This window comes from Floridaenema evergladense BLCC-F167, from assembly GCF_041929205.2.
GTDB lineage: Bacteria > Cyanobacteriota > Cyanobacteriia > Cyanobacteriales > Aerosakkonemataceae > Floridanema > Floridanema evergladense.
Map to the genome: position 1 here is coordinate 3,790,049 of NZ_CM171625.1, position 26,172 is coordinate 3,816,220.

Genomic DNA, 26,172 nt, shown 5'->3' on the forward strand with positions numbered 1-26,172 from the left:
TACAATACCTGTAGACGAAAAAGTGAGTATAGCTAAATAGGGGAATAAAGAAGAATGCAACCAAATAACCCTAATCAATTTACAGAAAAAGCTTGGGAGGCGTTAGCGCGTACCCCAGATATTGTAAAAACAACTGGGCAGCAGTATATTGAAAGTGAACATTTGATGAAATCGCTGCTGGAACAGGAAGGTTTAGTTTCCAGTATTTTGAATAAAGCTGGAATCAACGTACAGCGAGTTAGAGATTACACTGATGATTTCATTCGTCGCCAACCGAAAGTTTCTGGTGGTAGTTCAGTTTATTGGAGTCGCAGTGTTGATACTTTGTTAGATAGAGCAGATAATTATCGGAAAGAATTTCAAGATGAATTCATTTCGATCGAACATTTGTTCTTAGCTTTTGCACAGGACGATCGTTTTGGCAAAGGTTTATTCCAAGAATTTAAACTCGATGAAGCTAAACTAAGAAATACGATCGCACAAGTCCGAGGAAGTCAAAAAGTGACCGATCAAAACCCAGAAGGAAAATATCAATCATTAGAAAAATACGGTCGTGACCTCACAGACCTGGCAAAAATTGGTAAACTAGACCCAGTAATTGGACGCGATGATGAAATTCGCCGGACAATTCAAATCCTTTCCCGTCGTACTAAAAATAACCCAGTTTTAATTGGCGAACCGGGAGTAGGAAAAACCGCAATTGTGGAAGGTTTAGCTCAAAGAATTGTCAGCGGAGATGTTCCCCAATCTTTGCAAGATCGGAAATTAATTGGTTTAGATATGGGAGCATTAATTGCTGGTGCTAAATATCGGGGTGAATTTGAAGAACGTCTGAAAGCAGTATTAAAAGAAGTTACCGATTCTCAAGGTAATATTATTCTGTTTATTGACGAAATTCACACCGTTGTTGGTGCTGGTGCAACTCAAGGCGCGATGGATGCAGGTAACTTGCTGAAACCAATGTTGGCGCGAGGAGAATTGCGTTGTATTGGTGCAACAACTTTGGATGAATATCGTAAATATATCGAAAAAGATGCGGCGTTAGAACGACGTTTCCAACAAGTTTATGTCGATCAACCAACAGTTGAAGATACTATTTCTATTCTCCGAGGTTTGAAAGAACGTTACGAAGTTCATCACGGGGTTAAGATTTCTGATAGTGCTTTAGTTGCTGCGGCGACACTTTCTACTCGCTATATTAGCGATCGCTTTTTACCCGATAAGGCGATCGACTTAGTAGATGAAGCTGCTGCTAGGTTGAAGATGGAAATTACTTCTAAACCGGAAGAACTTGATGAAGTCGATCGCAAAATCTTACAACTAGAAATGGAAAGATTGTCATTGCAAAAAGAAAGCAATGCAGCTTCTAGAGAAAGGTTGGAAAGATTAGAAAAGGAACTCGCCGATCTCAAAGAAGAACAAAGCACGTTAAATGCTCAATGGCAGTCTGAAAAAGATGTTATTGTTGAGATTCAGGGGATTAAGGAAGCGATCGATAAAGTTAACTTAGAAGTTCAACAAGCAGAACGGAATTACGATCTAAACCGCGCTGCTGAGTTGAAATACGGTAAACTAATCGAACTGCAACACAAATTAGAAGCAGCAGAAACCAGACTTGCACAAACTCAAAAGAGTGGAAAATCACTCTTGCGAGAAGAAGTCACCGAAGCAGACATCGCGGAAATTATTTCCAAATGGACAGGAATTCCTATCAGTAAACTAGTGGAATCTGAAATGGAAAAACTGCTACATTTGGAAGATGAATTGCACAAACGAGTAGTCGGACAAGATGAAGCAGTAACAGCTGTTGCTGATGCAATTCTCCGTTCTCGCGCAGGTTTAGCAGATCCAAATCGTCCTACTGCAAGCTTTATTTTCCTCGGTCCAACAGGTGTTGGTAAAACCGAATTAGCGAAAGCTTTAGCAGCATATTTGTTCGATACCGAAGAAGCTTTGGTGAGAATTGATATGTCTGAATATATGGAGAAACACGCCGTTTCGCGGTTAATTGGTGCGCCTCCAGGATATGTTGGATATGACGAAGGTGGACAATTAACAGAAGCAATTCGTCGCCGTCCTTATGCAGTAATCTTGTTTGATGAAATTGAAAAAGCTCATCCAGATGTTTTCAATGTCATGTTGCAAATTTTGGATGATGGACGAGTTACTGATGCTCAAGGTCATACAGTAGACTTCAAGAATACTGTAATTATTATGACGAGTAATATCGGTTCGCAGTACATTTTAGATATTGCTGGTGATGATTCCCGTTATGATGAAATGCGGGGAAGAGTCATGGAAGCAATGCGAAATAGTTTCCGTCCAGAATTCCTTAACCGTATTGATGAACTGATCATCTTTCACGGTTTGAACAAACAAGAATTGCGGCAAATTGTACAGCTGCAAGTGCAAAGGTTGGGGCGACGGTTGAGCGATCGCAAAATGTCTCTCAAACTCTCCGATTCTGCATTAGATTTCTTAGCAGAAGTGGGATACGATCCTGTTTATGGGGCACGTCCGTTAAAGAGAGCAATTCAAAGAGAGTTAGAAACTCAAATTGCTAAATCAATTTTGCGCGGTGAATTTAGTGATGGTGATACCATCTTTGTTGATGTGGAAAATGAACGTTTGGCGTTTAAGCGTTTACCGCAAGAATTGTTGACGGTTAAATCGAGTTAATATTTAGGAGGGTGGGCAAAAGTCCACCCTCTGTTTTTTATAGAGCAATTCTATTGATTTGTGATAAAGATTTTTTTTGAACCGCGAAGACACGAAGGACACGAAGGACACGAAGGTAAGAGAAGAGATTGAAATTACTTCAGAAGGGGAGGTAGTTGATTACTTCAGGAATCTCGCTGAAGAAACTGGTATTCCTGATCAAACTCTGAATTAATCTTTATCTACGAGATTGTGTGGAATTGCAACATAAACTATCCCTGGAATGGATAGCTTCTGCTTAGACAGTAGATGGATGGAATGGCAAGCAGGTGACTCAGTAAATGTACTGTTTTAAAAGCAACTTGGAATTGATATTTTATTAGTAGGATAAAATCCCAGTATTTTAAGTCACAAGTTGCAAGCAGTAGAGAGTAGGAGAAAAATGAAGTTTATTCGTAAAGTTGCCGCGCTTGGTACGATATGCCTAATTTTTGCGGGGTCAGCTTGGCAAGTAGCGCAAGGACAACAACGCACTACTTCTTTGTTTTCAAATGATTGCGTTCAGCGCGGACGTATGGGAAGCAGTCAGAGGGATGTCTCTATAGGTAGAGTGGCATTTACCGAAATTTTTTATATGCGTAACGAGGGCTCATTAATTACCTGTAGAATTAGACCTGCTGGCTCTCAACCAAGATTTAAAACTCTCCGTCTAGCTTTTGGTATTGCTGATAATGAAAGTAGTAGCAAACCAGTAGATATAAACGTTTATCTTGATGGAAATTTGGCTGCTTCTAGGTCGTTGTCCGTGGGCGAAAAATCTCTTTTGTTATTGGATGTTAGCAGGGTAAGTAGTGTTGCAATAGAAGTTCCTAATAATGACCCTAACAGTATTTTCTTGAGGACAGTTTCGTTTGTTCAAGCTCTTCTTGAGCCTATTTCTTCATCTCCAGGTCGGAGGCAATAATTATGAGTATCAACAGACGTAAATTTAGTCAATTAGCTATTTTGGGTGGCGCTTCTCTGGCGACTAGCTCTAGTATATTTTTTCCTAAACCAGCAGAAGCGTTTTTCTTCAGCCTTTTTCTTCGGGCATTGTCATCCCGTGCTGTTTTTGGTAGCTTAGTGCGGTTTGTTGCAGGCAGAATTATTAGAGGTGCAATATCCGAGCCATTTGGCCCTTCTGAAAAAGAACTTTTGGCAATTCAACTAGCTGATCGGGATTTTGTTGAGCGTCAATTCAGAGAAAACAAAACCGAATTTGCACGCGCTCAAACTAACATTTTTTGGGGGCAGCAAAGACAAGATAAGTGGGGGCCAAATGTAGGTTTTGGCTTTGTTCAGAAGTATCAAAGTGAAATCAGCACCGCTAAAATTACTGGCCCTACAATGGCAGGCATTCATGTTGCCACTCAAGCACTAGCTAAACATGGACTTTCTCCTAATGAAATTGCAGATTCAATTTTACCCGTACTTTCTCAGGTTGATGATTGGTGTAGCTGGGAAGGGGATAGTTTCCCTGATGCGACTGGGAACCGAAATGTATGTTTGGCAAACTATCGTACAGTCCTGGGAGAAGTTACTTCTCGCTATGATTTAATTCAACCCGGCCCAGGTGGACGTGGCAATGTCGAGCTAATTATTGAAGCAGGTGGTCAGCCTCGCCGAAATATCATCGTTGAAGTTAAGTTCTCTTGAGAGGAACTGATGAAAAAATCTATCTTTTGTTCAACTACAGTAATACTCTTAGCAGCTTCCTGCCTTTTATTTGACAGAGAAACACAAGCTGCTAAATTTAGCACTATCACAGATACAAGCCATCCAGAATCGCACTTACTTTCAGACTCGGAAACTCTCTTAGCCAGGAGACTTCGCCGAAGCTTGCCAGCTTGGGTGGGGAGAGTACCGACAAGAAGTAGAGGGCAATGGCTGGATGAAGAAAAGGGTATTTATCGCTCCAACAGGGGTAGTATTATTGGCCCTTACGGTTCGCTGGCAAATCATCCACAAAAACGAGCTTGGCTACAGCGAGAACTCCAAGGGCAAAATGCTCAGGCTCATCATCTAATAGAAAGACGTTTTGCCAGAATATTTGGTATGAATGAAAATGATATACCTTCTGTACTCCTGACAAAAGAACAACACAGCAGAAAGATAGGTAGCGGTGGAATTCACGAGCGAATAAATCAATTAATTCGCCCTGGAAATAGATCTGGCAGTAGAAGATATAACCCTGCTAAAGTTTTGCAAGCGTATAGAGAAGCATATAAGGAAAATGATGATTGGATTGATGCAATTGGCGCAATACTGAGGCCATAGCTTTGATTTAGCCAGGTGTAATGGATTTGTGTGTGCGATCGCTCTCTCATTTTCCAAAGCGCGATCGCACACATTTGCTTCTAAAAGAGTAGATTATCCAATTTTAGAGGAGATTTGGCAATGGATAAGTTAGAGCATTATCGCAATTGTATTCAAACAATTTTCACCAAGTATGGTAGTACAAAACCTCAAAATAATGAAGTTGAAAATGAGTTGATTTTCGATACAATTCACGATCATTATCAATGGCTGCGAGTAGGTTGGAAAGGCTTACATCGGGTATATCATAGCGTGATTCATTTTGATATTCGAGATGGGAAAATTTGGATTCAACAGAATATGACGGAAGATGATTTAGCAGAAGAATTAGTGGAAATGGGAGTAGCGAAGGAGGATATTGTACTAGGATTACATCCACCTTATAAGCGTCCTTATAGTGGGTATGGAGTTGCTTAAAAGCGAATTGCAATGTAAACTATCGCTGGAGTGAATACCTATGGAAACTGAAGATGAATTGCGTCCTGAATACGATTTACATAGTTTGCGTGTCCGAAAATTAGGTTCTGGACGAAAAAGTTTTGGTGAAACGACAATTCGTTTAGACCCCGATGTTGCCGAAGTGTTTCCCAATTCAGAGTCAGTGAATGAAGCACTTAGGTTTTTAATTAGAATTGCCAAGGAGAATAAAGCATCTCAATCTATCTCTCCTGATTGATTCAGCGCGAGGATCAAAAAGCTTTTTATGCTTATTTAGTCCTGTACAAGAGAAATACTGCTTGATTCATGAGATACTTTGTATTGACAGCGTAAGTATAATGTATGTATGAGCGAGTTGAGTTTTGAGTGGGACGAGCAGAAAGCTAGGGCTAATCAGCAAAAGCACGATGTCTCATTCGAGGAAGCGCAATCTGTTTTCTATGATGAGAACGCACGCTTGATTTATGACTCTGAACATTCGCAGCAGGAGGATCGTTATATTCTACTTGGTTTAAGTAGTTCATTCCGCCTCCTGATCGTGTCTCATCTCTATCAAGAGAGTGATGAAATAATCCGCATCATTTCAGCGCGTAAAGCAACTAAGCAAGAACGTAAACAATATCTTGATTTTTCCCCATGAAAGAAGAGTACGATTTCTCCCAATCTGTCAAAAACCCATATACTAAAAAGCTCAAAAAGCAAGTATCAATTCGTCTTGAAGAAGATGTAGTTGATTACTTCAGGAAACTTGCTGAAGAAACTGGTATTCCTTATCAAACTTTGATTAATCTTTATCTACAGGATTGTGTGCGATCGCAACGTAAACTATCGCTAGAATGGATACCCTCTGCCTAAACATTAGATAGAAAACAGAAGAGTAGGTAAATTAAGAATAGTTACTAAGGAGTTTAAAACCACCATGAGAATCGAACAGCTTGAAGCGGAAGTTCTGGCGCTACCAAAAGACTCTCAAGCATTACTGTTAGCTAGACTTCTTGCATACTTAGGTCAAAACGATGAAATCGATCGAGAAGTGGCAAATGTTTGGGTTCAAGAAGCTCAATTACGCGATCGAGCAATGGATGAAGATCGAGTTACTGGTATTCCTGCGGAACAAGTGTTTCAAAAACTTCGCGAGTCTTTGTAATGAAATCAGTTGTATTTCATCCATTAGCAAATCAAGAGTTAGTTGATGCAGCTACCTACTACCAAGAACAAAGACAGGGATTAGGACTGGAATATTTAGAAGAGGTAGAAATTGAAAGTTTTATTTGATACAATAAAGTTTGGCGGAAAGATTCGGATATTATTTAAAAATGGAGTTTGAGTGGGACGAGTCGAAAGCAGCTGCCAATCTAAAGAAGCACGGTGTCAGCTTTGAAGAAGCTAAAACTGTGTTTTATAATCCATTGGCTGTTATCTTTGATGATGAGGCACACTCAGCAGAAGAACAGCGAGAAATTATTATAGGTCATTCTGAGATTAATCGGTTGCTGTTGGTTTGTTTCACCGATCGCCCAAATGCTATCCGTATTATCAGCGCCCGTTTAGCTACTCGAAGAGAGCGAGAAAATTATGAACAAAACGCCTTTTGAGGAATCACCAAATTCTGATAACGAACTTTTACCTGAATACGACTTTGACTATCAGAAAGCAAAACCTAATCGCTTTGCTTCTCGTAGTGGAAAAAAGAAGTTAACTGTTGTGGTTTTAGATGAAGATGTAGCCGAAGTTTTCACTACACCGGAGTCAGTTAATAAAGTACTTAGGGCGTTACTTGAAACAATGCCACAAAAAAAAGGTGAGACAGCTTAAAAAGCGATCGCACGCCCTATAAGCAACGCCATATCCCGTATAAGGACGTTTATAAGGTGGATGTAATCCCAAAACAATATCCTCTTTTGGTACTCCCATTTCTACTAATTCTTGCGCTAAATCAGCCTCCGTCATATTACGCTGAATCCAGATTTTCCCATCCTTAATATCTATGTGAATGAAACAGTTGTAAACTCGTTTCAGTCCATTCCAACCAACATCTAAAACTTGGTAATGGTCGTTTTCTGTATCAAACACAAGTTGAGATTCAATCTCTATGTCTGAATTTGTATTATCAGAATCAGCATGAGATGTTAACAATTTACGAATGAATTGACGATACTGTTCTATTCTTTCCATTCGATGATTACCTCCTGCTGTGGCTCGTAAATGATTAGCAGTGAAGGATAAACCGCAAAACCCAGGTATTTTGTAAATTTAGTTACAGACAATTTGCGACTTTTGAGGAATTTTGTATTTAGATAAAACTTAGCCGGAAATATCAATGTTTCAAAACATTGTAAAGTTATATTAATATTAATCAAACTCAGGTTCTCTTAGAGAAATCAACTGTATAGTGAAGTTGTAGGGCTAATTAATACATCCCCCTAAAGTCAGGGAAAAAATAATTCAATTAAACGCTTTACTTAAACCTGACTTCAGTGTTGATTTGGTCAGATACAACAATGAGCAATGCTTTAAAGAGGCTTGAAATTAAATCCTAGATTCACTCTTTTAGCAGACCTATTTAATTTCTAAAGACATCTTTTTTGAGGAATCAAGAAGAAGCAATCGCGTTTGAGAACGCAAAGGAAAGAAGCAAAAGAAGTCCTCATTATTGATTTAGGCTTGCTATAGAAGTTTTCATTTGCTCATTTTTGAGAAATTATCAAGTCATAGAACTACGGGCAACCGAATTAGTTCACCAATAAACCATTTGTAATGTAGGGATACTCCCGCTAAACTGCTATTAGTTACAGTGCTATTTGTTTGTTCTCAGAAGCACTGGTGCAAAGGTACTTAGCCTGAGTTGAATTGTCAAAGACGAGTCCAATACTTAAGGAAAATTCATCATGGCTAATCAATCCGCAACTACCATTAGCTTCTTAAAAGAGGCGTTCACTTCTTTTGCAACATACAGTAATTTGCAAAAGCAGGATGTGCAAAGACAAGCTTTGAAGTGGTTACAATTACACATTGAAACGGATCTGGCAGATACAACTATCATTCCCCAATTTAATCAAATGTGGCGTGGGGGAGCTCATTCATCAAATGCTGATAGTTCACCGCTATATTTGGAAAATTTACCCGGTTCCTATAAAGGTAACAAAACCGTAAGTAATCATCAAGAAGATGCTCTAGCTTTTATCCAAGAAAAAGTTCCTCAAGAGTTGCAAGATGAATTTAAAAAACGTTGGGAAGCCAAAGCAAAGGTTGAGGTTTCTAACGCTGAAGGCGCACTATTTAAGATAGATGAGAGGGAGACAACTGTTTTGCAAGCAGAAGATCCCGAAGGTAATGGTACAGCTTGGTTTAAAGTAGAAAACAATCAAACCTATTACTTGTTATCTTCGGAAGAAAAGGGCGATTACTATTATGTTGTGCTTTGTGCAGAAATTAGTCCACAAAATCGCAATGCTTGGTATGTTGCTCAAAGTGATGTGAAGATCTCTAACGTTTAACTCGAAAAAGAGGTTCGATCGCACACCGAATTTTCCCAATAGACATCTCCAAAAAACCTTGTAGAGACGTTATACATAACATCTCTACATAGGTTTTTTTGGAAATATCTAATTAACCTTCCCCGATCGATGAAGACTTTAGTTCTCATCCTTAATAAAAGTTTTTGGTACTTGGCTTAAAAGCGTAATGACTCGCACAAACATGAAAGAAGTTAAAGCTAACCACAAAAGATGATTACTTTGAGTATGCCAAGCAATTAAAGCTATGGGAGTAAATCCAACTAATGTGGCAATTAAGGCAGCATTACGAAGAATTGCCCCAGATGTTAAACCCAAAAAATAGCCGTCTAAAATGAAAGCAATAGAACCTAAACCTAATACTGGGAATAACCACCAAACATAACTATGTATTAGTTGAATTATTTCCAAATGATTAGTTAATAATCCAAAGGTAACATTGGGAAATATAATAAAGATTAAAGCTAAAGGAATACCTGTTGATAAACTGGTAATACAAGCTATTTTTAGTAATACTATTAGTTGCTGGTAAACTTTTTTTCCAAAAAATATTCCGGCTAAACTTTCAGTCGCAAATGCTAATCCATCAATTACATAAATGGCTAAAGTAACTACTTGGAGAAGCAGAGCATTTTCAGCTAATGTATCTGTGCCAAAAACAGCGCTTAGGTTGGTGAAAATAGCAAAGGCGGAAAGAAAGGCGAAGGTACGAATGAAGATGTTACCGTTAAGAGTTACCGCAGCTTTCATGGCGTTGGTGTCGAGGATTTTTCCGAAAAGAAATTGCACTTCTTGCCACTTAATTTCTGTAGCAACTAAAATCATTCCAGTGATTAACATTAAATACTGACTAATCGCCGTTGCCATACCTGCACCAGCACTTTCCCAACCTAAATAGACAATAAATAGATAATCGAAAATTACATTTGCTCCATTGCCAATGATGGACATTAATAACACTTTGCCGCTTTGTTCTCGACCCAAAAAACAACCAATTAAAACAAAATTAAGTAAGGTAGCTGGTGCTGCCCAAATTCTATTTTCGTAGTAGTCAATTCCTGAACTTTCCACCTCTTTTGCACCACTCAAAATCGCAAATCCTAGTTGTTCTACCGGATATTGTAAAAGTAGAATTATTAGCCCCATTCCTAAAGCTAATAAACCGTTGCGTAATCCAATTAATATTACTGTTTCTTGATCATCTCTTCCCACAGCTTGGGCTGTCATTCCGGTAGTACCCATGCGTAAAAATCCCAAAGTGCGGTAAATGTAGTTAAACAAAATTGTCGAAAGGGTAACTCCTGTAAGGTGGCGTATTTCTGTTAAATGTCCCAAAAAAGCAACGCTCAATAATCCAGATAGAGGTACCATCAAATTAGAAAGAATATTGATCGCAGCAAGTCGAAAAAAGCGCCAGAGAATTTCTGGCAAGTTAATAATTTTTGGGGATGTACTCTCTAGTTGTTCAAGTGTATTAATTTCAAAGGGTTCACTTCCTTCTAGAGGTGGTTTGGCAGAATTAACCATGTTTCTACTTGAATAAGAATTTCGATTATGGCTAATTCTATCTTAATTACTAATTTATATGATTTTGATATTCTGGCTACATTAAGATAGAATCTTTTATTTGGCTAACTACACCTAATAAATATATAGTTGTAATTGAAAAAGCTAGTCACGCCCAAGTTTAATGTCTTTCGATAACCTGTGCAAGCTTCTATCGGAAAAATATCCAGACCGTTTTGCCGCTTGGATTTTAGGAGAATTACCTCCCAGCGTGCAGGTATTAAAAACCGAATTGAGCATCGAACCAATTCGAGCAGATTCGGTGACGTTTCTGAATACTTATGAGCGGATATTACATTTAGAATTTCAGGTCAAACTGGAATCAGAACCACCGTTACCTTTCCGAATGCTGGACTATTGGACAAGGTTATATCGACTTTACCGAAAACCGATTACCCAAGTGATTATTTTATTGTTATCTCCCGCAGAAGGAACGGTAATTGAAACAGCTTTTGTGTTAGAAAGAACTCGCCATGAATATCGGGTAATCAGGCTTTGGGAAGAAGACCCTAATATATTTTTAGCTGATATAGCTTTGCTACCTTTGGCATCTTTAGCGGCGACATCCCAGCCAGAGCAATTGCTTGCACAAGTAGCACAGCAAGTGGATAGAATAGAATCGATCGAACAGAAACGAGAAGTATCCGCCTACATCCAAATATTAGCGGGATTAAAGTTTAATCAAACAGTTTTACGTCGATTATTTCGGGAGAAAACAATGCGCGAGTCAGTGATTTATCAGGAGATTTTGCAAGAAGGTCGCCAAGAAGGTCGCCAGGAAGGTCGCCAGGAAGGTCGCCAAGAAGGTCTTCAGGAGGAAGCTTTCGCTTTGGTTCTTCGTCTTCTGACTCGAAAGTTTGGGACAATAGATGAGGAAATTCGATCGCAGCTTTCCACTCTACCAGTTACTTTGTTAGAAGACTTGGCGGAAGCACTCTTAGATTTTGACTCTGTTGCTGATTTGCCAGTTTGGTTAGAAACTCATCGCCCCTAAATACATCCATTCCCTCGACTGTAACCTTCTGGATTGCCATAGTACGGAAATTTGCTGAGTGTGTTAGTACTATGTTGTACCTGGGAATACTAGAGATAGCTTCGTTTATCAACTCTTAGACTATGGCACCAGTAAATCTAACGGAACTTGCTAAACAGGGAGATGCAGGAGCGATCGCAACTTTCATGAATCGTTCCCTGCAATCCAAAGGTATCACAGCGAAAGCTGGCATGAAAAATGATTGCTTACAAATAATGCTGGAAGCTGCTCAAGTACCAAATCAACAGGTATTAGTCCCACTAATTAATAAATGGATGAGCAACTTAGGGGCTGAATCGATTAAAAAAGTTAAAGTTTTTGGACGACAAGCGGGTGAAGAATTTCCCGCTTGGAATGAGGAATTTGAAGTTTCGGCGCAGAATGTGCCGAACTTTGAAGAACTTGCAAAACAAGGTGATGTAAATGCTTTGACTAAACTGATTAATCAGTGGTTGAACTCTCAAAGCATTACTGCAAAAGCGAATCTGAAAAATGATTATTTGCAAATAAAGGTAGAATCAGCCCAAGTTCCAGAACAAGATTCTGTAGTTTCAGTTATTCGCGAGGGATTAATTGGTTTAAGCATTCAGTTTTGCCAAAAAGTTAAGATTTTTGGGCAACAAACAGGCGATGATTTCCCTGATTGGCAAGAAGAATTTGAGTTAAATAAGCAGGTAGATTCAACTTTAATTACACCTGAAATAGTTGTTGAGGATGAATCTTCTGCTGCTATTGTTAATGTTGAGCCAGCAAGTCCATTAACCGTAGAAAATAAACCCTCGTTTTGGGGAGGATGGTTAGGAGCAGTAGCAGGTGCAGCTGGAGCAGTTGGAGGTGCAGTAGCGGGAGCCGCTGGAAGTGTGGGAAGTGCTGCTGTTAGTGCAGGTCAAGCTGTTACTGGTGCAGCTGTTGGAACTGCTGGAGCAGTTGGAAGTGCTGCAATGCAAGCACCTCAAGGATTAGGCTTTGTACTTGATATTGTGGATAGCAGCCCAATGTTGCAAGAGCTAACAAAAGCTTTAAAGATCGATCAATTGCTCAATTTTGTAGACCGAGTTGATATAGTTAAAGCGGAAACTCAAGTGAAAAAGCTGCAAAAGAAATATCCCAACGAAAAGCCAAGCGATACTGCTCATCGCATAATGTTGGAAAAATCCATTTATGTAGGTGGCTCAGGATTTACTACTAGTCTATTACCAGGATTTGCCACAGCTTTATTAGCAGTTGATTTAGCCGCAACTACAGCATTGCAAGCAGAAATGATTTATCAGATTGCTTGTGCTTACGGTTTTGACTTAAAAGATCCAACTAGAAAGGGAGAAGTTGTAACAATTTTTGGTTTGTCTATTGGCGGTAGTCAAGCTTTAAATTTGGGCAGCAGCTATGCAATTAAAGCAGGATTAGGTTTTCTGAGAAATATACCTCTTGCTGGAGCCGCTATTGGTGCGAGTACTAATGCAGCACTGCTTTATGCGGTGGGATATGCTGCTTGTCGTTTTTATGAAGCAAAACTAACTCCAACTATAGCCAGTCTAAATGAGTCATGAAAGAAGTAAAAGGGTAATCTGGTAAAATAAGAACGGCTTGTAACCGAGAAGTAGAAATGAGAGCAGTAGAAGATTCAGAAGTTAGAAAACAGCTAAAGACTCTCGAAGATTTTATTAAAAGTAATCCAAAATCGGCAGAAATGAAGAGAGCATTAGCAGCTAAATTGGCGTTAGAGGGATATCGCTATGAGAAAATTACAGAAATTTTAGCAGTCTCAGTAGGGTTTATCAGTAAATGGTTTAATGCTTTTAAAGTCGGCGGTAATGAAGCTTTAAAATCCAGGTATAAAGGCACAGAAAGTTATTTAAGCCCAGAAGAAAGAGCGGAAACAATTGCGTGGTTAATTCAGCAAAAAGCTTGGGATATTTCCGAATTAGAAACTTATTTAATTGACAAATATGATGTAGTTTTTCAATCGCGACAAAGCTATTATCAGATTTTTCAAGAAGCGAAAATCTCTTGGCAAAAAGGAGAACAGGTGAATCCTCGATATGATGCAGAATTAACTAAAAAAAAAACCAAGAAATTGCCGCACTTCTCGAAAAACATCGCACCGAAATAGAGGCCAGAAAGCTGGTGGTGTATATTATTGATGAATGCCATCTACTCTGGGACGATATCTGTGGTTATCTGTGGAACTTCATCAAAGAACCAGTGAAAATTCCACTGTTGAATCCCAAAGAAAGACAGACTTATTATGGAGCTTTAGATCTATTAACGAAAGAATTTATTCTCGACCCTTATCCCCAAGGAAATGGAGAAAACACTGTCAATTTTGTCACTCAACTACAACAAAGAAATCCGGGAGCCAAAATTTTATTGATCTGGGATGGAGCTAGTTATCATAGAGGAGAGGAAATGAAAAAATTTTTAACTCAACAGAATCAAGAAATGACTCCCGAAGAATGGAATGTTACTTGTCATAGATTTGCGCCTTACGCTCCCCAAGAAAATCCTGTAGAAGCAATTTGGCTACAGTTAAAAAATTTACTAAGAAGATTTTATCGGTTTGGTAAAAGTTTTGCCATTGTGAAGCGGTTATTTCAGCTTTTTGTTGATTTCAAACTTTTTAATGTTCCTAACTTTAAAAACTACGATGCTTTTTCACAATTCATTTAGACTGGCTATATCACGATGGAAGCGACTTTAGAAAGTACTCAGTTAGAAAGTGAGAAGTTTTTAAAGAGTGCAATTTCCCAAGAAGTAGTCATGGATCAAATCTTGATTCATGTTTATTTAGCTGGAAATCCCGAAAAAACTTGGAGGCAAATTTTACCCGAATTAAAAACTTTAAATCTTAGCCCAGTTTCTTTAGATGCAATAGCCACTAATAGTAATTCTCCACCGTCATTAGAAAGTTTGCTAGAGCAAATTAATAGTGATTTTGCGGTTCCTCTGTTAGCGCAATGTGAAAAAATTGCTCAGTTAGACGGAGTAATTACACCCGAAGAACGCCAGGTGATAGAAACAATTACTAAAAAACTCAATGTCAATCTAGAAGCATTTACTGTGTAATCAAATTGGTTCGTTGTAGGGACTTTAGTCCTTCTAGCTGACATGGCAAGGACTGAAGTCCTTAAAACGGACTGTTATAATTAACTGGAAATTAGCTGTAACTAATTATCCTGAAGATGAATCAATTATACGCTTTGCTTGAGGAAACTAAATTCTACTTGATTAATTCGATCGCACCAAACGCCGCAGCGATCGATTATGATTTCCAAGAATTGCAAAAAGCGCTTAACGGACTTGCAGAATTAGGATTATTAGGCTTAAGAATTCCTCAAGAATGGGGCGGTTTAGCTGTCAATCAAGACACATTTGATGATTACCAAGAATTAGTTGCTAGATATTCTGGTGCTTTGGCGTTTTTGCAAACTCAACATCAAAGTGCAGCAGCGATGATTTCTCAAAGTGAAAACTTTGCTTTAAAACAAGAGTATTTGCCTTTGATGAGTCAGGGAAAGTGTTTGTTAGGAATTGGTTTTTCTCATTTGCGACGGAATGGCGAACCACTAGTTACAGCAATTCCTGTTACTGACGGTTTTTTAATCGAAGGAAAAGTACCTTGGGTGACTGGTTGGAAAATATTTTCTGAGTTTATTGTTGCTGCTACTTTACCTAATGGGGAAGCAGTTTTTGGTGTGATTCCTTTAGGAGAAACTGAGCAAGATAATCAAGGTTTAATTAGTTTTGATGAACCGATGAAATTAGCGGCGATGACAGCTACTAATACTGTTGCAGCTAATTTGAAACAATGGTTTTTAGCAAAGGAAAAAGTGGTTTTTATTAAACCAAAAGGTTGGATTCAGGATAACGATCGCAAAAGCATCCTCAAACAAACTACTTTTTTAGCTTTAGGTTGTGCTTTGGCGGGAATTGATATTTTAGAAGCTGCGACTAAAACTCAATCTTTGCCTTTTATTCAGGAAAGTTTCGAGAATTTATATGCGGAATTTAATCATTGTCGTCAAGCGATTAGAGAAGCGCAAGAAAACGCAGATTTGGCATTAGCAGAGAAACATAAATTGCGGAGTTGGGCGATCGCCTTAGCAGTACGTTGTGCTCATGCTGCAATTACTGTTTCTAGTGGCGCAGCTAACCTCAAATCTCATCCCGCACAAAGAGTTTATCGAGAAGCTTTAGTTTTTACTGTTTCTGGGCAAACTGAGGGAATTAAAGCCGCAACTTTGCAAAGATTAACTAATTCCACAACCTCGCAAAAAACTATTAAATATTCCCAAGTTATTCACCTAAGTCATATTATAGATACTAACATTCCTCAGTGGCCTGGAGATCCATCTGTAGGATTAGAAACAGTTGCCGAAATAGCAAAAGATGGCTACTATTTGCGGCGTTTTTCTTTGGGCGAACATAGCGCAACTCACATTAATGCGCCCCTAAGTTTTCACGCTTCAGGAATTGGAATTGAGCAATATTTAGCTTCATCTTTGGTTAAATCTGCGGTAGTAATCGATATTAGTAACCAAGCAAAACTTAATCCAGATTATCTCTTAACTATTAATGATATTTGGGATTGGGAAAAACAACAGGGCAAAATTTCTGCTGATAGCGTTGTCCTAATTTATACAGGTTGGCAAGAAAAATGGTTAGACAATAATCAGTTTTTAAATCCAGATTTATCAGGACAAATGCACTTTCCCGGAATTAGCAAAGAAGCCGTTTTATTTTTACTCAAAGAACGATCGATTTCTGGTTTGGGAATTGATACTCATGGAGTCGATTCTGGACAAGATACTACTTTTACAGTAAATAGTTTGATGTTAGAAAAGCCGCGAATTGTCTTAGAAAATTTGACTAATTTAGAACAGTTACCTGCCACAGGAACAACTTTAGTTATTGGTATTTTACGATTGAAAAATGGTTCTGGTTCTCCGGCTGCTGTTCTGGCATTCTTACCATAGTATTACACTGTTCTAGAGGAATTTCTACAATAAATTTTGTTCCTTTTCCCCATTCAGATTCACAGGTAATTTTACCACTGTGACGTTCAATAATTGCATGAGAAACTGACAGCCCTAAACCTGTTCCTTTACCTACAGGTTTAGTAGTAAAAAATGGGTCAAATACTCTTTGGCGAATCGATTTAGGTATGCCACAACCATTATCAGCAATAGATATTGCTACATTTCCCGTATCAGAAAGATAAGTACGAATAGTAATTGTACTAGGATTAGCAGCAATTTCTTCTATGTTGCATTTTTGATTCTTTTCTTCTAACGCTTCGATCGCATTATATAGCAAATTCATAATTACCTGATTTAGCTGTCCTGCATAACATTCTACTAATGGTAATTCGCTGTAATCTTTGATTACCTGAATTTCTAAATTTTTTTCTGGACATTTCAGGCGACTTTGTAACAACATCAACGTACTTTCTATCCCTTCATGAATATCCACAGACTTCATATCTGCTTCATCCAAGCGAGAAAAAGTGCGTAATGATTTCACTATCTTTTCGATTCTTTCCGCGCCTGATTGCATGGAATTCAATAGCTTAGGAAAGTCTTCCATAATAAATTCTAAGTCATTTTCTGCAAATTGCTGCTGAATTTCATTTGGTGGATTAGGATAATAATGATTGTATAATTGCAGTAATTTAAACATATTTTGCACATATTGATTAGCATAATTGAGATTACCATATATAAAACTAATTGGATTATTAATTTCATGAGCAATTCCCGCTACCATTTGACCCAAACTCACCATTTTTTCACTTTGAATTAATTGAATTTGAGTTTGTTTTAAGTCTTTTAAGGTAATTTCTAATTGTTGGTTTTTCTCCTCTAATTTTGCTTGACTTTCTCGTAAAGCTAACTCTGCTTTTTGACGTTCGGCAATTTCAATTTGGGCTTGTTCAAAAAGTGTTGATTGCTGAATTGCAATTCCTAGTTGTAAACCTATTTGCTTTAAACAATCAACCTCTGAATCTTGCCATTTTCTCGGACTGCTACAATGATGGGCTATTAACAATCCCCATAAATTTTCGCCTTGTAATATGGGAACGACGATATTAGCTTTGATTTGGAATTGCGCTAATTGATCGGCATGACATTGATGTAATTCACCGTTGTAAATATCTTCAATAGCCCGAATTCTCCCTTTTTGATAAAGCGGAATATACTTTTCTATAAAGCAATTATCTTGAATCGCAATTCCTAAAATTGGCATCCATTCTTCAGCTACTGATTCGACAATAGTCAACCCACTCCAATCGGGATTAAATCGGTAAATAGTTGTGCGATCGGTTAACAAAAAGCGTCGGACTTCCTCTACTGCGGTTTGTAAAACTTCCTCCGAATTTAAAGATTGACGAATCCGATCGAGAATTGCTGCTAATAAACGCTGTCTCAAAAATTGCTGTTGTAAAGCTACTTCCGCTTGGCAACGTTCTGTAACGTCTATTGCTGTACCAAATAACCGCAACACATAACTAAACTTATTATTCTTGGGTGATTTCTGGTTAGTTTTTAAAGCTTGTCCTTTACCGTTAATATATCTGATTTGACCGTCAGGATAAATTATTCGATGATCTATTTCATAAGAAGTACCCTCAGTTAATGCCTTTTCTACTACTTGTAAAAATGCTTCTCGATCGTCGGGATGAATTTGTTGTACAAGTTGCTCAAAAGTTGGGGGACAATTTTTTGTAAGTCCATAAATTCGGAATAGTTCTTCTGACCAAGTTATTTTTCCTGTCAGTACATCAAATTCCCAATTTCCAATATGGGCAATTTTTTGAGATTCTTGGTATTTGCGAGTAAGTTCTAAGTTAGCTTCTTCTACTTTTTTGCGATCGCTAATATCTTGGTGAGTTCCCATCATTCGCAAAGGTTTTCCCGTTTCATCACGCTGGAAAAGTTTCCCTCGTGAAAGTATCCATTTCCACTCCCCAAATTTACTTTGTAGCCGAAATTCTACTTCATAGAAATCATTCAATCCTTCTAAATGGTCGTTTAAAATTTGCAATACTCTCGGTAAATCTTCTGGGTGTACCAGTTTTTCAAAAGCTGCATAATTATTTTCTATTTCTATTTCTTCATACCCTAACATTTGCTTCCAGTATGAGTTGAAATATATCTCTCCTGTAATTATATTCCAATCCCATAAACCTAAATTACTAGCCGCGATCGCTAAATCTAACCGTTCTTTAGTTAGAACTTCATTTTCTATGCACTGACGTTCCACAGCATATTCCAAACAATCAAGTAAAAGTTGACTATCAATACTGCTTTTTACTAAATAAAACTGTGCGCCTGCATGAATTGCTGACAAACCTAATTTTTGGTCATTACTCGCTAACATCACTACAATCGGAGTTTTCATGCCAAACTTTTTTATCTGAGTAACTGCTGCTAATCCCTCGTTATCATCTAGCGTTAAATCCAACAAAACTACATCAAACTTTGCGGCACTTAAAAGTTCTATTCCGGCTGATAAACGATTAACATTAGTTAACTTTAAATTGCTTTCTGGATAGGTTTCTAACAAGATTTCTCGAATTAATTCCACATGATCTAAATCGTCTTCTATCAGCAGCACTTTCATGCTATTTTTCCGCAGAACTATGTTGGGTTCTTTAGCTATGTTCATCGATCTTTAGCGCTAATGTAAAGGATTGTAACGTTATCTAACGAGTTAAGGTTATTAGTAATACAGTTTTGTGCGATCGAACCATTGATAATATAGAATTCGCTCTCACAACCCTATTATTCCCTGATTAACTTCCTAAGTAACATCAAAAAACACAAAGATACTAGGTTATAAGGAAAAATTGATTACCTCCTAATATTTATATGTTTTTATCAAGTGACAGCGCTACCGAAAAAACACTGAAGAACATTCTTATCTAGATTTATACCAATTAAAGCGCAACCCTTGATTTTTTAAGTATTGATGTAACTTCGGCATTAATTTATTAGGAACGATCGCAGCTGGAGTTAATTTTGGTTGATTCTGTTGCAAAATCCAACCCGCAGTTCCGCCTGCTGCTGCGCCAATACTCCATTCACCCTGATGAATCCTGGTTACACCATTAACAATATGCGTCACCGCGATCGCTTTACCACCAATTAATAAATTATCAACACCTTGAGGAATCAAACTTTCCAAAGGAATAACTACAGGTTTAACTTTATCTTCCGTCGTTCCAGCACTTTGCGCCTCCCAAGGTTGCACCCAATTGCGATACATACAACCTTGAATATCCACATCATAATGAGTAACACCGATCGCAGTCGGTTGAAAATCTCGCCCCCCAGTCATATCTTTGCGAATATCTTGTTCGCGAACCATAAAATTAGTTTGTCCGTAAGCTTTTCTGCCAATAATTCTCCTTCCCTCCCGAAAATAAGGCATCATACTTAACCCGGAAAGCGTACCCATCGGCGAATCTTTACCTATTAAATATGCCAAAGGAAACTTAGCATTAGCGTTACTTTGTACTTCCATTAACCACTCAGCAAACAGAAAAGCCCGATCCTCGCCATGCTTCAGAGTACTCGTAGACATTCCACCCATCCAATTTTGATATTGCCCAGTTTGAATTAACCTAGCTTCACTCATTAACAAAGGTGGATTCATCATATTCCAGTTATTACCATGAAACCAATTTACTAGAGTCATATCGCCAAAAGATGGATTACCTTCAAATCTGGGATTACCCTTAGCACTAAAAATGCGGCGATATTTAAAAAAGCTACGTCCCTCAAACATGGGAAAGCCAATTAAATCGAAATGATCTCGATGTTCCTTCCGAGAAAATATCGGTTGATACTGAGATAAAACCGCCCGACTCACTCCGCGATCGTCTTTTATAGCTAACACAAAAGTAAAAGTAAAAGCTTGCGTACAATCAGGATTATCTTTAAGAGAAGCATTAACTTCCCCTGTAGTAGTGTACGACTCCGAACCTACACGATGGGGAATTCTCGCCCAAGCCACTAATTCGCCTGTATCTGTAGCATCAATCACCATCAATCTTTTCCCTGGTGGTGCTTCCAGACGAATTGGCACTTTCTCATAATTATCAGTACTTGACCAAGAATACCAACTATTTAAATCTTCCGAAAGGCGACCACTAGGTACGTAATTGCGATCGCGCGGAATCCGTTTTACCGCATAAATCGCCGTAATCAACTTACCTGTACGATCGAATTGTGCCCCTTTAAAAGCAATTTCTGTCCCCCAACGACTCCCAGACGCAGACTTAGCAGAGGAAATCAACAATTGCCTTGCTGCTTGTTCGCCCACCTTTGGCAAAAAACATAACTTTCCCACCCAGCAACTATTCGCATCATCAACACTCAGTTTTTGCTTTTGCTTTACCCAACTAGGCAACTTAAACTTTTGCTGTTCTATTAACTCCTTAAAAGAATTCCAACTTTTAGAAAAATTACTCAACCTGATCATGGTGTCCGATTCATCGATCGCCGACACCCCTTGCGAACTAATCTGTCCCCCAAGCCAAGGCGTTAACTCAATCAAACAAGTCCTCGCCCCAGATTTCATCGCCTGGGAAGCCGCCGCCACTCCCCCCAAAGAACCACCAACCACCACTACTTCACATTGCCAAACCTCTTTCGCCACAGGCAAAGGATCGAGTCGCGGTCTACCATTAGGTAGCAGAGATAACGTCGGAGAAGTATTTTCCTTGGGCGACGACTGTTCTTCCTGGGAAAACAAATAATCCCACAAAGTCAACAAAGGGCGATGGCTATAATTGCCAGAAGCAACAGCTACCACTACAGCCAAAGAACCACAAATCGACATTCCCCAGATTAATTGCCGAACCGAACGAGGCTTCCACATTGATTTCGTTGCCAATAGTAAAGTGAGAGAAAGTTAATCTGACAGCCGCATTATCCAATATCCTCCGTCTAACTTCGGGATTTATTGCCAGAGATCGGCGAGAGGCTGGAAAATTAAGCATTCGACTTCACCAATTAATAAAGATACTATTGTTCAATGTCAATTTTTTTGTTCCTTCACCTACCTGGGTGATAATAATTCACCTAGTTTGGTGAAGACTAAGTATAGTCACAAATATTACTTTAAAAGTATAGTTGGGTAAAAGGGTTACTTCCCTTTCCTTTACCGATTCCGACTCATCTCCTGGAGAACCAATATGTCAGGACAGGACACTTATTGTACGGTCAAGCTGTTAATGCGAAAATATGTTAAGTCCGTTAAGGATCGTCCCCATCTGTTAGCGGAGCAAAAAGACAAGTACGCTAACTTATTATGGGTGTACAATTATTTGAGTAACTTGTTACGGTCTGATGAAGAATTTGTCCCTTTGTGCATAGATGAATTTAACAGTCGAAATCTGCATCATTCTGCCCAAGATGTTAGTTTTGATGAAGTAAAATTTTTGTCTGAACCTGATGCTGTTCCTTATTGGGAATTTGTTCGCGATCTTGACTTGGGGATACTCAACGGTTATTTGGATTATTGGAATTTAATAGAAGAAATTATTATTACCAATAAAGCTAGTGAAGAAGATTTGAACAGACACTTTAAAGTCTTAAAATTTATTCTAAATGAAGTGATAGATTCTGACTGTTTTAGCGATCGGTACAAAGGAAGACTTGAAGAAAGATACATTCAACTTTGGGATAAGCGTTTGTTTTTTGCAGCCCAGAAAAAGTTAATAGCCCTAGCAGAAAATTTTTCTAAAATTCAATAAACATTGTTAATAGTCAAGTAAATGGGAAAGCTTCAGAAGTCATTTAAAGATCGAGGAAAAATAGGTTATATGGAATACGTTTACTATTTTGCCAATGCTAGTCTAACCCTACGAGTGATAAACTACTTAAATTCTCGACCCTGGTTAGGAATTAACTTTATTACTGTGATTCATGATTTAGATGGCTGGATAATTAAAATCAAATTCTTGGGACATTTAAATTCCGAAGAAGAAGGAGATTTTCTAGCTGTATTAAACGAATTTGGGATTCCCTACCAGCCAGAAATTCAAGTAAAAATGGCAATGTGGGCTTTAGAAATTGGGAAATCTCCTTTATGTGTAATTGCCAATTATCAGGTAGCTGTAGTTGCTCATGGTAGCCCAACTACGGCAGAAATTGAAGAGTTTTGTACTCAATTTATTGAAGATTTAGGTTACTCTCCACAAACTTTACTTTAACTCAGATCTTGCACTCAAAGGAGGTAGAACCTCCCAGATCCTCGTTCCCAGGTTGAACCTGGGAACGAGGATCTGCTCAGGAGTGCAAGATTTGAGTTAACATGGCGATCGAGAAAACTTTTAGATTGTGAGTTGTAAGTTAGGGAAAAAGCAATTACTTGCACTTAATTGATTGAAAAACAGCTAAAGCTTTTTGTTTAGCGTTTTTACCTAATGCTTGTACTTCCACAATTAATCTTTGCTCGTTCTTAATGGTACTAGCGCTATATTGCACTGCTGGTACAATGGAAGTCTGATCGTCTTTTTCTAAGGTGTAATCGCCTTGATCGATCGTCACATCCATTGGTATATTGCAGAATTTCAACTTTTGAATAGAGGAAGAAGTAACTTCAAATTCTATGGGTGTTGGTTCTAAGGGAGTTCTAATTCTTTCTATATCTTCTTGGTTTTGAGTATCGCGGTTTAAAGGCGTTTGCATCACAAATATTTCTACATCAGGCGGCGAGGTTTTGCTGTGAACTATGGCAAGTTTCATTCCGGCAAATTTGATGCCAAATTTCCCTTGAGAGCCACCCGGAATGCGATAATTAATCATGGTTTTAGCTACTGCTTCTGCTCGTTGGGGATCTAAGGCGTTATTATAAGCTTTGATGCCTAATCCAATGATACCTGTAGTGCCGATCGCGATTGCACCACCAATAATCATCACCCAATCTAACAACTTAACTCGATCTAGCTCTTTTGGTCTTAAATCTTCATTAATCATTATTAATTAGCTACCTAAAACTTTTTAATACAAATCTACACCTAAAAACTTATCCAAAAACCTAGTTCGCCACATAAACCGGACTACCAAACACCATTCTAATGCTACTAAACCCATAAACAAATAATCCAAAAGTCCAAAATGCGAAAGTTCAAAAAATTTCCGTAATGGCGGCACAGAGATAATTACAATATATACCAACAATAAAATTAAAGCTGTTATTGTATATCGCCAATCACCACTTAATCTTTCCCCGCCCACCCAAGCATTAGTAGGTGGTTTCAAAAAGAGAATTAAGAACAATTGACATAAAATTAAAATTGTTGCTAAAGCACTGCGAGGAATCGAATAATCAACTAGGGATAAATCTGCACCAGGCGGTAAATCTAAAACAGTCCAGACTAAATAGTATAAATAAACAAAGAGGGCAGTTAAGGTAATTGTGATAGTAGCTGGAATAGTAAAATGCAGCATTGACTGTACCATACTCCGTCTAGGAAAAATTCCTGGTTTTGCCCAAATGGGAATACAAATTGTAGGTAATCCTACACCAATTAAGGAAACTAAAGCACTTTGTTTGTTTTCTAAGGGGAAACTATCAGTAACGATCGCTGTAGCAAAAATAAGTAAAGTTACACAAAATACCCGTACCAAAAACAATTTTAAAACATCGAAAATGCCATTGCGAATCCGTTGACCTTCCAAAAAGGTGTAAGGTAAAACGCCAAAAGAATCTTTAAGTAGGACAATATCAGCTATGCCTCTCGTAGCTTTACTACCGCTTTCCATTGCGATCGCTAAATTTGCTCTTTTTAAGGAAAGCACATCATTTACTCCATCACCAATCATCGCTACATAGTGTCCTGATTTTCGCAAACTATCGACTAATTTAGCTTTTTGTTCGGGAGTAATTCGACCAAAAATTGTGGCATTTTTAGCAGTTTGGGTAAATTCACTTGCACTCATTTGTGCTAATTCTTGTCCCGAAACTACTGCTAAATCGTTCCCTACACCCGCTTGTTTTGCTAGTGCTGCTACCGTTTGGGGATGATCGCCGGAAATGATTTTAATGGCAATTCCAGCTTTAGCAAAACCTTGGATAGTTTCGTAAGCTTCTGGGCGTAATCGATCGCTAAAACTCAGAATTGCTAAAGGAACTAAATCTGCTGGTAATTCTACTTCTACTTGTCGATCGTTTGTTTCCGCTTGCCAGGTTTTTAATGTTGCTTGGTCGGAACTGTGGGCAAATAAAACAACTCGTAAACCTTTGTTAGTTTCATCTGTAATATATTTAGTTATTTGAGGATTTAAATCTATATTTGCTGTTAAAATTTCTGGTGCGCCTAAAATATAAATGCCAGGGTTTAATGGGTCGTCAAATGCGATCGCACTCCATTTGCGACTTGAAGAAAAGGGTACTTCAGCAGTTAGCGATCGCGCAGTTCCCGGACAAGCTAAACTAAGTGCATCGCTAGTTTTATTTCCCACTTTAGTAGAAGCGGCAAAATCTCCTAAAAGCGATCGTAGTTCCGCTTCATTCATATCTAAAGGATAAATCCTTTCTAAACTAATTTCATTAGTCGTTAAAGTTCCAGTTTTATCCAAACAAAGCACATCGACATTACTTAAAGATTCCACCGCATTTGCTTGCTGAATCAATACATTTTGCCCGACCATTTTCACTGCACCTAGCCCATAAGCTAAGGTAATTGCTAATAATAATCCTGCTGGTACTAAACCTGCAATTACCGCCGCTCTTTGCAACAAATCGGATAAAGAATAGGAACGACTAACAAAACTAATACTAACCAAAATCCAGAGAAAGCAAGCAATTAACATAAAAACTCGAATTACTAAATTAATCTCTCTCTGGAGAGGTGTTAAAACCTGGCGAAAAGCTCTTGCACCAATAGTTAATTGATAAGCTAATGTATCTGCTCCCACTTTTTGTACTTCATAGCAAGCACTACCACTAACACAAAAAGTACCAGAAAAAACTGATTCTCCGGCAAATTTTAGAATCATATCTGATTCACCCGTTAGCAAAGATTCGTCAACTTCCATGCGACCTTCGCCAACTACCACTCCATCTACAACAATTTGATCTCCAGACCTAATTAATAGGATATCTCCCAAAACAATCTCTCCGGGATCGATATTTTTATCTTTACCTTCACGAATTACAGTAGCTTTTGGTCGATTGAGTAATGCAATTTCATCTAACTTTCTTTTTGCCCAAATTTCCTGGCAGATATTAATTAATATTCCGCCCAAAATTACCACTACTACCAGGATGCTATCGCCAATTCTACCTAATAGGAAAAATATCGCACTAATAGCGAAGAAAATCCAATTAATAAAAGTGAACAGATTTTCTTGGAGAATTTGTTTATAAGAACGGCTGGTTTGTAGGGTAACATTGTTACCTTGTCCAGCCGCACGGCGAGCGATCGCTTCATCCTCAGTCAGTCCGGTTAGACCATAATTTTGGGAAATATTTGTTTCAGTCATACTATGTAATAAATAATACTCCGCACAAAACTCCCTACTACTGGGATAAATCGGTAAACTGTTCTATGATATCTTAAACTAAGAATCAGCAATGCTTACCAGCCTTTAATAG

General features: G+C 38.3%; 26 protein-coding genes. 20 read left to right on the plus strand and 6 right to left on the minus strand.

Annotation, left to right across the window (positions count from 1 at the left end; genetic code table 11):
* Nucleotides 1-54 precede the first annotated feature (54 nt).
* The 12 genes from clpB (at nucleotide 55) to ACE1CA_RS18540 (ending at nucleotide 7,266) form a co-directional block, all read left to right on the plus strand.
* On the plus strand, nucleotides 55-2,679 hold the full coding sequence (gene clpB, locus ACE1CA_RS18485) for an ATP-dependent chaperone ClpB (RefSeq protein WP_413278090.1): 2,625 nt from the start codon (nucleotides 55-57) through the stop codon (nucleotides 2,677-2,679).
* 421 nt (nucleotides 2,680-3,100) lie between these two features.
* A complete protein-coding gene (locus ACE1CA_RS18490; protein WP_413278089.1) occupies nucleotides 3,101-3,622 on the plus strand; it encodes a hypothetical protein in 522 nt (173 codons plus the stop codon).
* 2 nt (nucleotides 3,623-3,624) lie between these two features.
* Nucleotides 3,625-4,353 carry a Tat pathway signal protein gene (locus ACE1CA_RS18495; RefSeq protein ID WP_413278088.1) on the plus strand — a complete coding sequence of 243 codons (729 nt, stop codon included), beginning with the start codon at nucleotides 3,625-3,627 and terminating at the stop codon, nucleotides 4,351-4,353.
* A 9-nt stretch (nucleotides 4,354-4,362) separates the two neighbouring features.
* Nucleotides 4,363-4,974 (plus strand): hypothetical protein, encoded by a 612-nt coding sequence (locus ACE1CA_RS18500; RefSeq protein WP_413278087.1) that lies wholly within the window; start codon nucleotides 4,363-4,365, stop codon nucleotides 4,972-4,974.
* 120 nt (nucleotides 4,975-5,094) lie between these two features.
* Nucleotides 5,095-5,430, plus strand: coding sequence for a XisI protein (locus tag ACE1CA_RS18505; protein WP_413278086.1), 336 nt, complete (start codon nucleotides 5,095-5,097; stop codon nucleotides 5,428-5,430).
* A 40-nt stretch (nucleotides 5,431-5,470) separates the two neighbouring features.
* Nucleotides 5,471-5,689, plus strand: a complete 219-nt coding sequence (locus ACE1CA_RS18510; protein WP_413278085.1) for a hypothetical protein — start codon at nucleotides 5,471-5,473, stop codon at nucleotides 5,687-5,689.
* A 108-nt stretch (nucleotides 5,690-5,797) separates the two neighbouring features.
* Nucleotides 5,798-6,091 carry a BrnT family toxin gene (locus ACE1CA_RS18515; protein ID WP_413278084.1) on the plus strand — a complete coding sequence of 98 codons (294 nt, stop codon included), beginning with the start codon at nucleotides 5,798-5,800 and terminating at the stop codon, nucleotides 6,089-6,091.
* Complete coding sequence (locus ACE1CA_RS18520; protein WP_413278083.1) at nucleotides 6,088-6,306, plus strand: BrnA antitoxin family protein; 219 nt, start codon at nucleotides 6,088-6,090, stop codon at nucleotides 6,304-6,306. Before ACE1CA_RS18515 ends, ACE1CA_RS18520 begins: the two co-directional genes overlap by 4 nt.
* Nucleotides 6,307-6,370: 64 nt before the next feature.
* A complete protein-coding gene (locus ACE1CA_RS18525; protein WP_413278082.1) occupies nucleotides 6,371-6,598 on the plus strand; it encodes an addiction module protein in 228 nt (75 codons plus the stop codon).
* Nucleotides 6,598-6,726, plus strand: coding sequence for a hypothetical protein (locus tag ACE1CA_RS18530; RefSeq protein ID WP_413278081.1), 129 nt, complete (start codon nucleotides 6,598-6,600; stop codon nucleotides 6,724-6,726). Before ACE1CA_RS18525 ends, ACE1CA_RS18530 begins: the two co-directional genes overlap by 1 nt.
* A gap of 41 nt (nucleotides 6,727-6,767) precedes the next feature.
* Complete coding sequence (locus ACE1CA_RS18535; protein WP_413278080.1) at nucleotides 6,768-7,046, plus strand: BrnT family toxin; 279 nt, start codon at nucleotides 6,768-6,770, stop codon at nucleotides 7,044-7,046.
* The gene (locus ACE1CA_RS18540) at nucleotides 7,027-7,266 is read left to right on the plus strand and encodes a hypothetical protein (RefSeq protein WP_413278079.1); all 240 of its coding nucleotides are present in this window, start codon (nucleotides 7,027-7,029) and stop codon (nucleotides 7,264-7,266) included. The genes ACE1CA_RS18535 and ACE1CA_RS18540 overlap by 20 nt, the downstream gene beginning before the upstream one ends.
* On the opposite strand, the gene ACE1CA_RS18545 is transcribed toward ACE1CA_RS18540, so the two are convergent.
* The gene (locus tag ACE1CA_RS18545; RefSeq protein ID WP_413278078.1) at nucleotides 7,225-7,626 is read right to left on the minus strand and encodes a XisI protein; all 402 of its coding nucleotides are present in this window, start codon (nucleotides 7,624-7,626) and stop codon (nucleotides 7,225-7,227) included. The two genes, ACE1CA_RS18540 and ACE1CA_RS18545, sit on opposite strands and share 42 nt — an antisense overlap.
* Nucleotides 7,627-8,339: 713 nt before the next feature.
* Between ACE1CA_RS18545 and ACE1CA_RS18550 the strand changes: the two genes are divergently transcribed.
* Nucleotides 8,340-8,948, plus strand: coding sequence for a hypothetical protein (locus tag ACE1CA_RS18550; RefSeq protein ID WP_413278077.1), 609 nt, complete (start codon nucleotides 8,340-8,342; stop codon nucleotides 8,946-8,948).
* 138 nt (nucleotides 8,949-9,086) lie between these two features.
* Here ACE1CA_RS18550 and gntT read toward each other — a convergent pair whose 3' ends face one another.
* A complete protein-coding gene (gntT, locus tag ACE1CA_RS18555) occupies nucleotides 9,087-10,493 on the minus strand; it encodes a guanitoxin biosynthesis MATE family efflux transporter GntT (protein WP_413278076.1) in 1,407 nt (468 codons plus the stop codon).
* 163 nt (nucleotides 10,494-10,656) lie between these two features.
* Between gntT and ACE1CA_RS18560 the strand changes: the two genes are divergently transcribed.
* The 5 genes from ACE1CA_RS18560 to ACE1CA_RS18580 all read left to right on the plus strand — a co-directional run bounded on the left by ACE1CA_RS18560 (nucleotide 10,657) and on the right by ACE1CA_RS18580 (nucleotide 16,538).
* Nucleotides 10,657-11,526 (plus strand): Rpn family recombination-promoting nuclease/putative transposase, encoded by an 870-nt coding sequence (locus ACE1CA_RS18560; RefSeq protein ID WP_486517439.1) that lies wholly within the window; start codon nucleotides 10,657-10,659, stop codon nucleotides 11,524-11,526.
* Between the two features lie 122 nt (nucleotides 11,527-11,648).
* On the plus strand, nucleotides 11,649-13,112 hold the full coding sequence (locus ACE1CA_RS18565; RefSeq protein WP_413280101.1) for an EcsC family protein: 1,464 nt from the start codon (nucleotides 11,649-11,651) through the stop codon (nucleotides 13,110-13,112).
* A 56-nt stretch (nucleotides 13,113-13,168) separates the two neighbouring features.
* Nucleotides 13,169-14,232, plus strand: a protein-coding gene (locus ACE1CA_RS18570) for an IS630 family transposase (RefSeq protein WP_486517407.1) whose coding sequence is annotated in 2 segments (ribosomal slippage) — nucleotides 13,169-13,625 and nucleotides 13,625-14,232 — 1,065 coding nt in all. Because the reading frame shifts where the segments join, the coding sequence is not laid out codon by codon here.
* Between the two features lie 15 nt (nucleotides 14,233-14,247).
* Entirely contained in the window at nucleotides 14,248-14,628 is a 381-nt protein-coding gene (locus ACE1CA_RS18575) for a hypothetical protein (protein WP_413281840.1), read from the plus strand.
* Nucleotides 14,629-14,744: 116 nt separating this feature from the next.
* On the plus strand, nucleotides 14,745-16,538 hold the full coding sequence (locus tag ACE1CA_RS18580) for a cyclase family protein (RefSeq protein WP_413281839.1): 1,794 nt from the start codon (nucleotides 14,745-14,747) through the stop codon (nucleotides 16,536-16,538).
* On the opposite strand, the gene ACE1CA_RS18585 is transcribed toward ACE1CA_RS18580, so the two are convergent.
* The gene (locus ACE1CA_RS18585) at nucleotides 16,471-19,230 is read right to left on the minus strand and encodes a PAS domain-containing protein (protein ID WP_413281838.1); all 2,760 of its coding nucleotides are present in this window, start codon (nucleotides 19,228-19,230) and stop codon (nucleotides 16,471-16,473) included. The two genes, ACE1CA_RS18580 and ACE1CA_RS18585, sit on opposite strands and share 68 nt — an antisense overlap.
* Nucleotides 19,231-19,482: 252 nt before the next feature.
* Nucleotides 19,483-21,447, minus strand: coding sequence for an FAD-dependent oxidoreductase (locus tag ACE1CA_RS18590; RefSeq protein WP_413281837.1), 1,965 nt, complete (start codon nucleotides 21,445-21,447; stop codon nucleotides 19,483-19,485).
* A gap of 316 nt (nucleotides 21,448-21,763) precedes the next feature.
* On the opposite strand from ACE1CA_RS18590, the gene ACE1CA_RS18595 reads away from it, so the two are divergent.
* Both ACE1CA_RS18595 and ACE1CA_RS18600 read left to right on the plus strand, forming a co-directional pair.
* Nucleotides 21,764-22,324, plus strand: a complete 561-nt coding sequence (locus tag ACE1CA_RS18595) for a hypothetical protein (protein WP_413281836.1) — start codon at nucleotides 21,764-21,766, stop codon at nucleotides 22,322-22,324.
* 69 nt (nucleotides 22,325-22,393) lie between these two features.
* Nucleotides 22,394-22,783, plus strand: a complete 390-nt coding sequence (locus tag ACE1CA_RS18600) for a hypothetical protein (RefSeq protein ID WP_413281835.1) — start codon at nucleotides 22,394-22,396, stop codon at nucleotides 22,781-22,783.
* Nucleotides 22,784-22,937: 154 nt separating this feature from the next.
* Here ACE1CA_RS18600 and ACE1CA_RS18605 read toward each other — a convergent pair whose 3' ends face one another.
* A complete protein-coding gene (locus ACE1CA_RS18605; protein ID WP_413281834.1) occupies nucleotides 22,938-23,549 on the minus strand; it encodes a hypothetical protein in 612 nt (203 codons plus the stop codon).
* Nucleotides 23,550-23,573: 24 nt separating this feature from the next.
* Nucleotides 23,574-26,060: an HAD-IC family P-type ATPase gene (locus tag ACE1CA_RS18610; protein WP_413281833.1), complete on the minus strand. Its 2,487-nt coding sequence runs from the start codon at nucleotides 26,058-26,060 to the stop codon at nucleotides 23,574-23,576.
* Nucleotides 26,061-26,172: the final 112 nt, after the last annotated feature.

What these genes read in the sequence shown, in the direction of transcription:
- clpB (WP_413278090.1), top strand. Translation starts at nt 55, where the DNA reads ATGCAACCAAATAACCCTAATCAATTTACAGAAAAAGCTTGGGAGGCG.
- ACE1CA_RS18490 (WP_413278089.1), top strand. Translation starts at nt 3,101, where the DNA reads ATGAAGTTTATTCGTAAAGTTGCCGCGCTTGGTACGATATGCCTAATT.
- ACE1CA_RS18495 (WP_413278088.1), top strand. Translation starts at nt 3,625, where the DNA reads ATGAGTATCAACAGACGTAAATTTAGTCAATTAGCTATTTTGGGTGGC.
- ACE1CA_RS18500 (WP_413278087.1), top strand. Translation starts at nt 4,363, where the DNA reads ATGAAAAAATCTATCTTTTGTTCAACTACAGTAATACTCTTAGCAGCT.
- ACE1CA_RS18505 (WP_413278086.1), top strand. Translation starts at nt 5,095, where the DNA reads ATGGATAAGTTAGAGCATTATCGCAATTGTATTCAAACAATTTTCACC.
- ACE1CA_RS18510 (WP_413278085.1), top strand. Translation starts at nt 5,471, where the DNA reads ATGGAAACTGAAGATGAATTGCGTCCTGAATACGATTTACATAGTTTG.
- ACE1CA_RS18515 (WP_413278084.1), top strand. Translation starts at nt 5,798, where the DNA reads ATGAGCGAGTTGAGTTTTGAGTGGGACGAGCAGAAAGCTAGGGCTAAT.
- ACE1CA_RS18520 (WP_413278083.1), top strand. Translation starts at nt 6,088, where the DNA reads ATGAAAGAAGAGTACGATTTCTCCCAATCTGTCAAAAACCCATATACT.
- ACE1CA_RS18525 (WP_413278082.1), top strand. Translation starts at nt 6,371, where the DNA reads ATGAGAATCGAACAGCTTGAAGCGGAAGTTCTGGCGCTACCAAAAGAC.
- ACE1CA_RS18530 (WP_413278081.1), top strand. Translation starts at nt 6,598, where the DNA reads ATGAAATCAGTTGTATTTCATCCATTAGCAAATCAAGAGTTAGTTGAT.
- ACE1CA_RS18535 (WP_413278080.1), top strand. Translation starts at nt 6,768, where the DNA reads ATGGAGTTTGAGTGGGACGAGTCGAAAGCAGCTGCCAATCTAAAGAAG.
- ACE1CA_RS18540 (WP_413278079.1), top strand. Translation starts at nt 7,027, where the DNA reads ATGAACAAAACGCCTTTTGAGGAATCACCAAATTCTGATAACGAACTT.
- ACE1CA_RS18545 (WP_413278078.1), bottom strand. Translation starts at nt 7,626, where the DNA reads ATGGAAAGAATAGAACAGTATCGTCAATTCATTCGTAAATTGTTAACA.
- ACE1CA_RS18550 (WP_413278077.1), top strand. Translation starts at nt 8,340, where the DNA reads ATGGCTAATCAATCCGCAACTACCATTAGCTTCTTAAAAGAGGCGTTC.
- gntT (WP_413278076.1), bottom strand. Translation starts at nt 10,493, where the DNA reads ATGGTTAATTCTGCCAAACCACCTCTAGAAGGAAGTGAACCCTTTGAA.
- ACE1CA_RS18560 (WP_486517439.1), top strand. Translation starts at nt 10,657, where the DNA reads ATGTCTTTCGATAACCTGTGCAAGCTTCTATCGGAAAAATATCCAGAC.
- ACE1CA_RS18565 (WP_413280101.1), top strand. Translation starts at nt 11,649, where the DNA reads ATGGCACCAGTAAATCTAACGGAACTTGCTAAACAGGGAGATGCAGGA.
- ACE1CA_RS18575 (WP_413281840.1), top strand. Translation starts at nt 14,248, where the DNA reads ATGGAAGCGACTTTAGAAAGTACTCAGTTAGAAAGTGAGAAGTTTTTA.
- ACE1CA_RS18580 (WP_413281839.1), top strand. Translation starts at nt 14,745, where the DNA reads ATGAATCAATTATACGCTTTGCTTGAGGAAACTAAATTCTACTTGATT.
- ACE1CA_RS18585 (WP_413281838.1), bottom strand. Translation starts at nt 19,230, where the DNA reads ATGAACATAGCTAAAGAACCCAACATAGTTCTGCGGAAAAATAGCATG.
- ACE1CA_RS18590 (WP_413281837.1), bottom strand. Translation starts at nt 21,447, where the DNA reads ATGTGGAAGCCTCGTTCGGTTCGGCAATTAATCTGGGGAATGTCGATT.
- ACE1CA_RS18595 (WP_413281836.1), top strand. Translation starts at nt 21,764, where the DNA reads ATGTCAGGACAGGACACTTATTGTACGGTCAAGCTGTTAATGCGAAAA.
- ACE1CA_RS18600 (WP_413281835.1), top strand. Translation starts at nt 22,394, where the DNA reads ATGGAATACGTTTACTATTTTGCCAATGCTAGTCTAACCCTACGAGTG.
- ACE1CA_RS18605 (WP_413281834.1), bottom strand. Translation starts at nt 23,549, where the DNA reads ATGATTAATGAAGATTTAAGACCAAAAGAGCTAGATCGAGTTAAGTTG.
- ACE1CA_RS18610 (WP_413281833.1), bottom strand. Translation starts at nt 26,060, where the DNA reads ATGACTGAAACAAATATTTCCCAAAATTATGGTCTAACCGGACTGACT.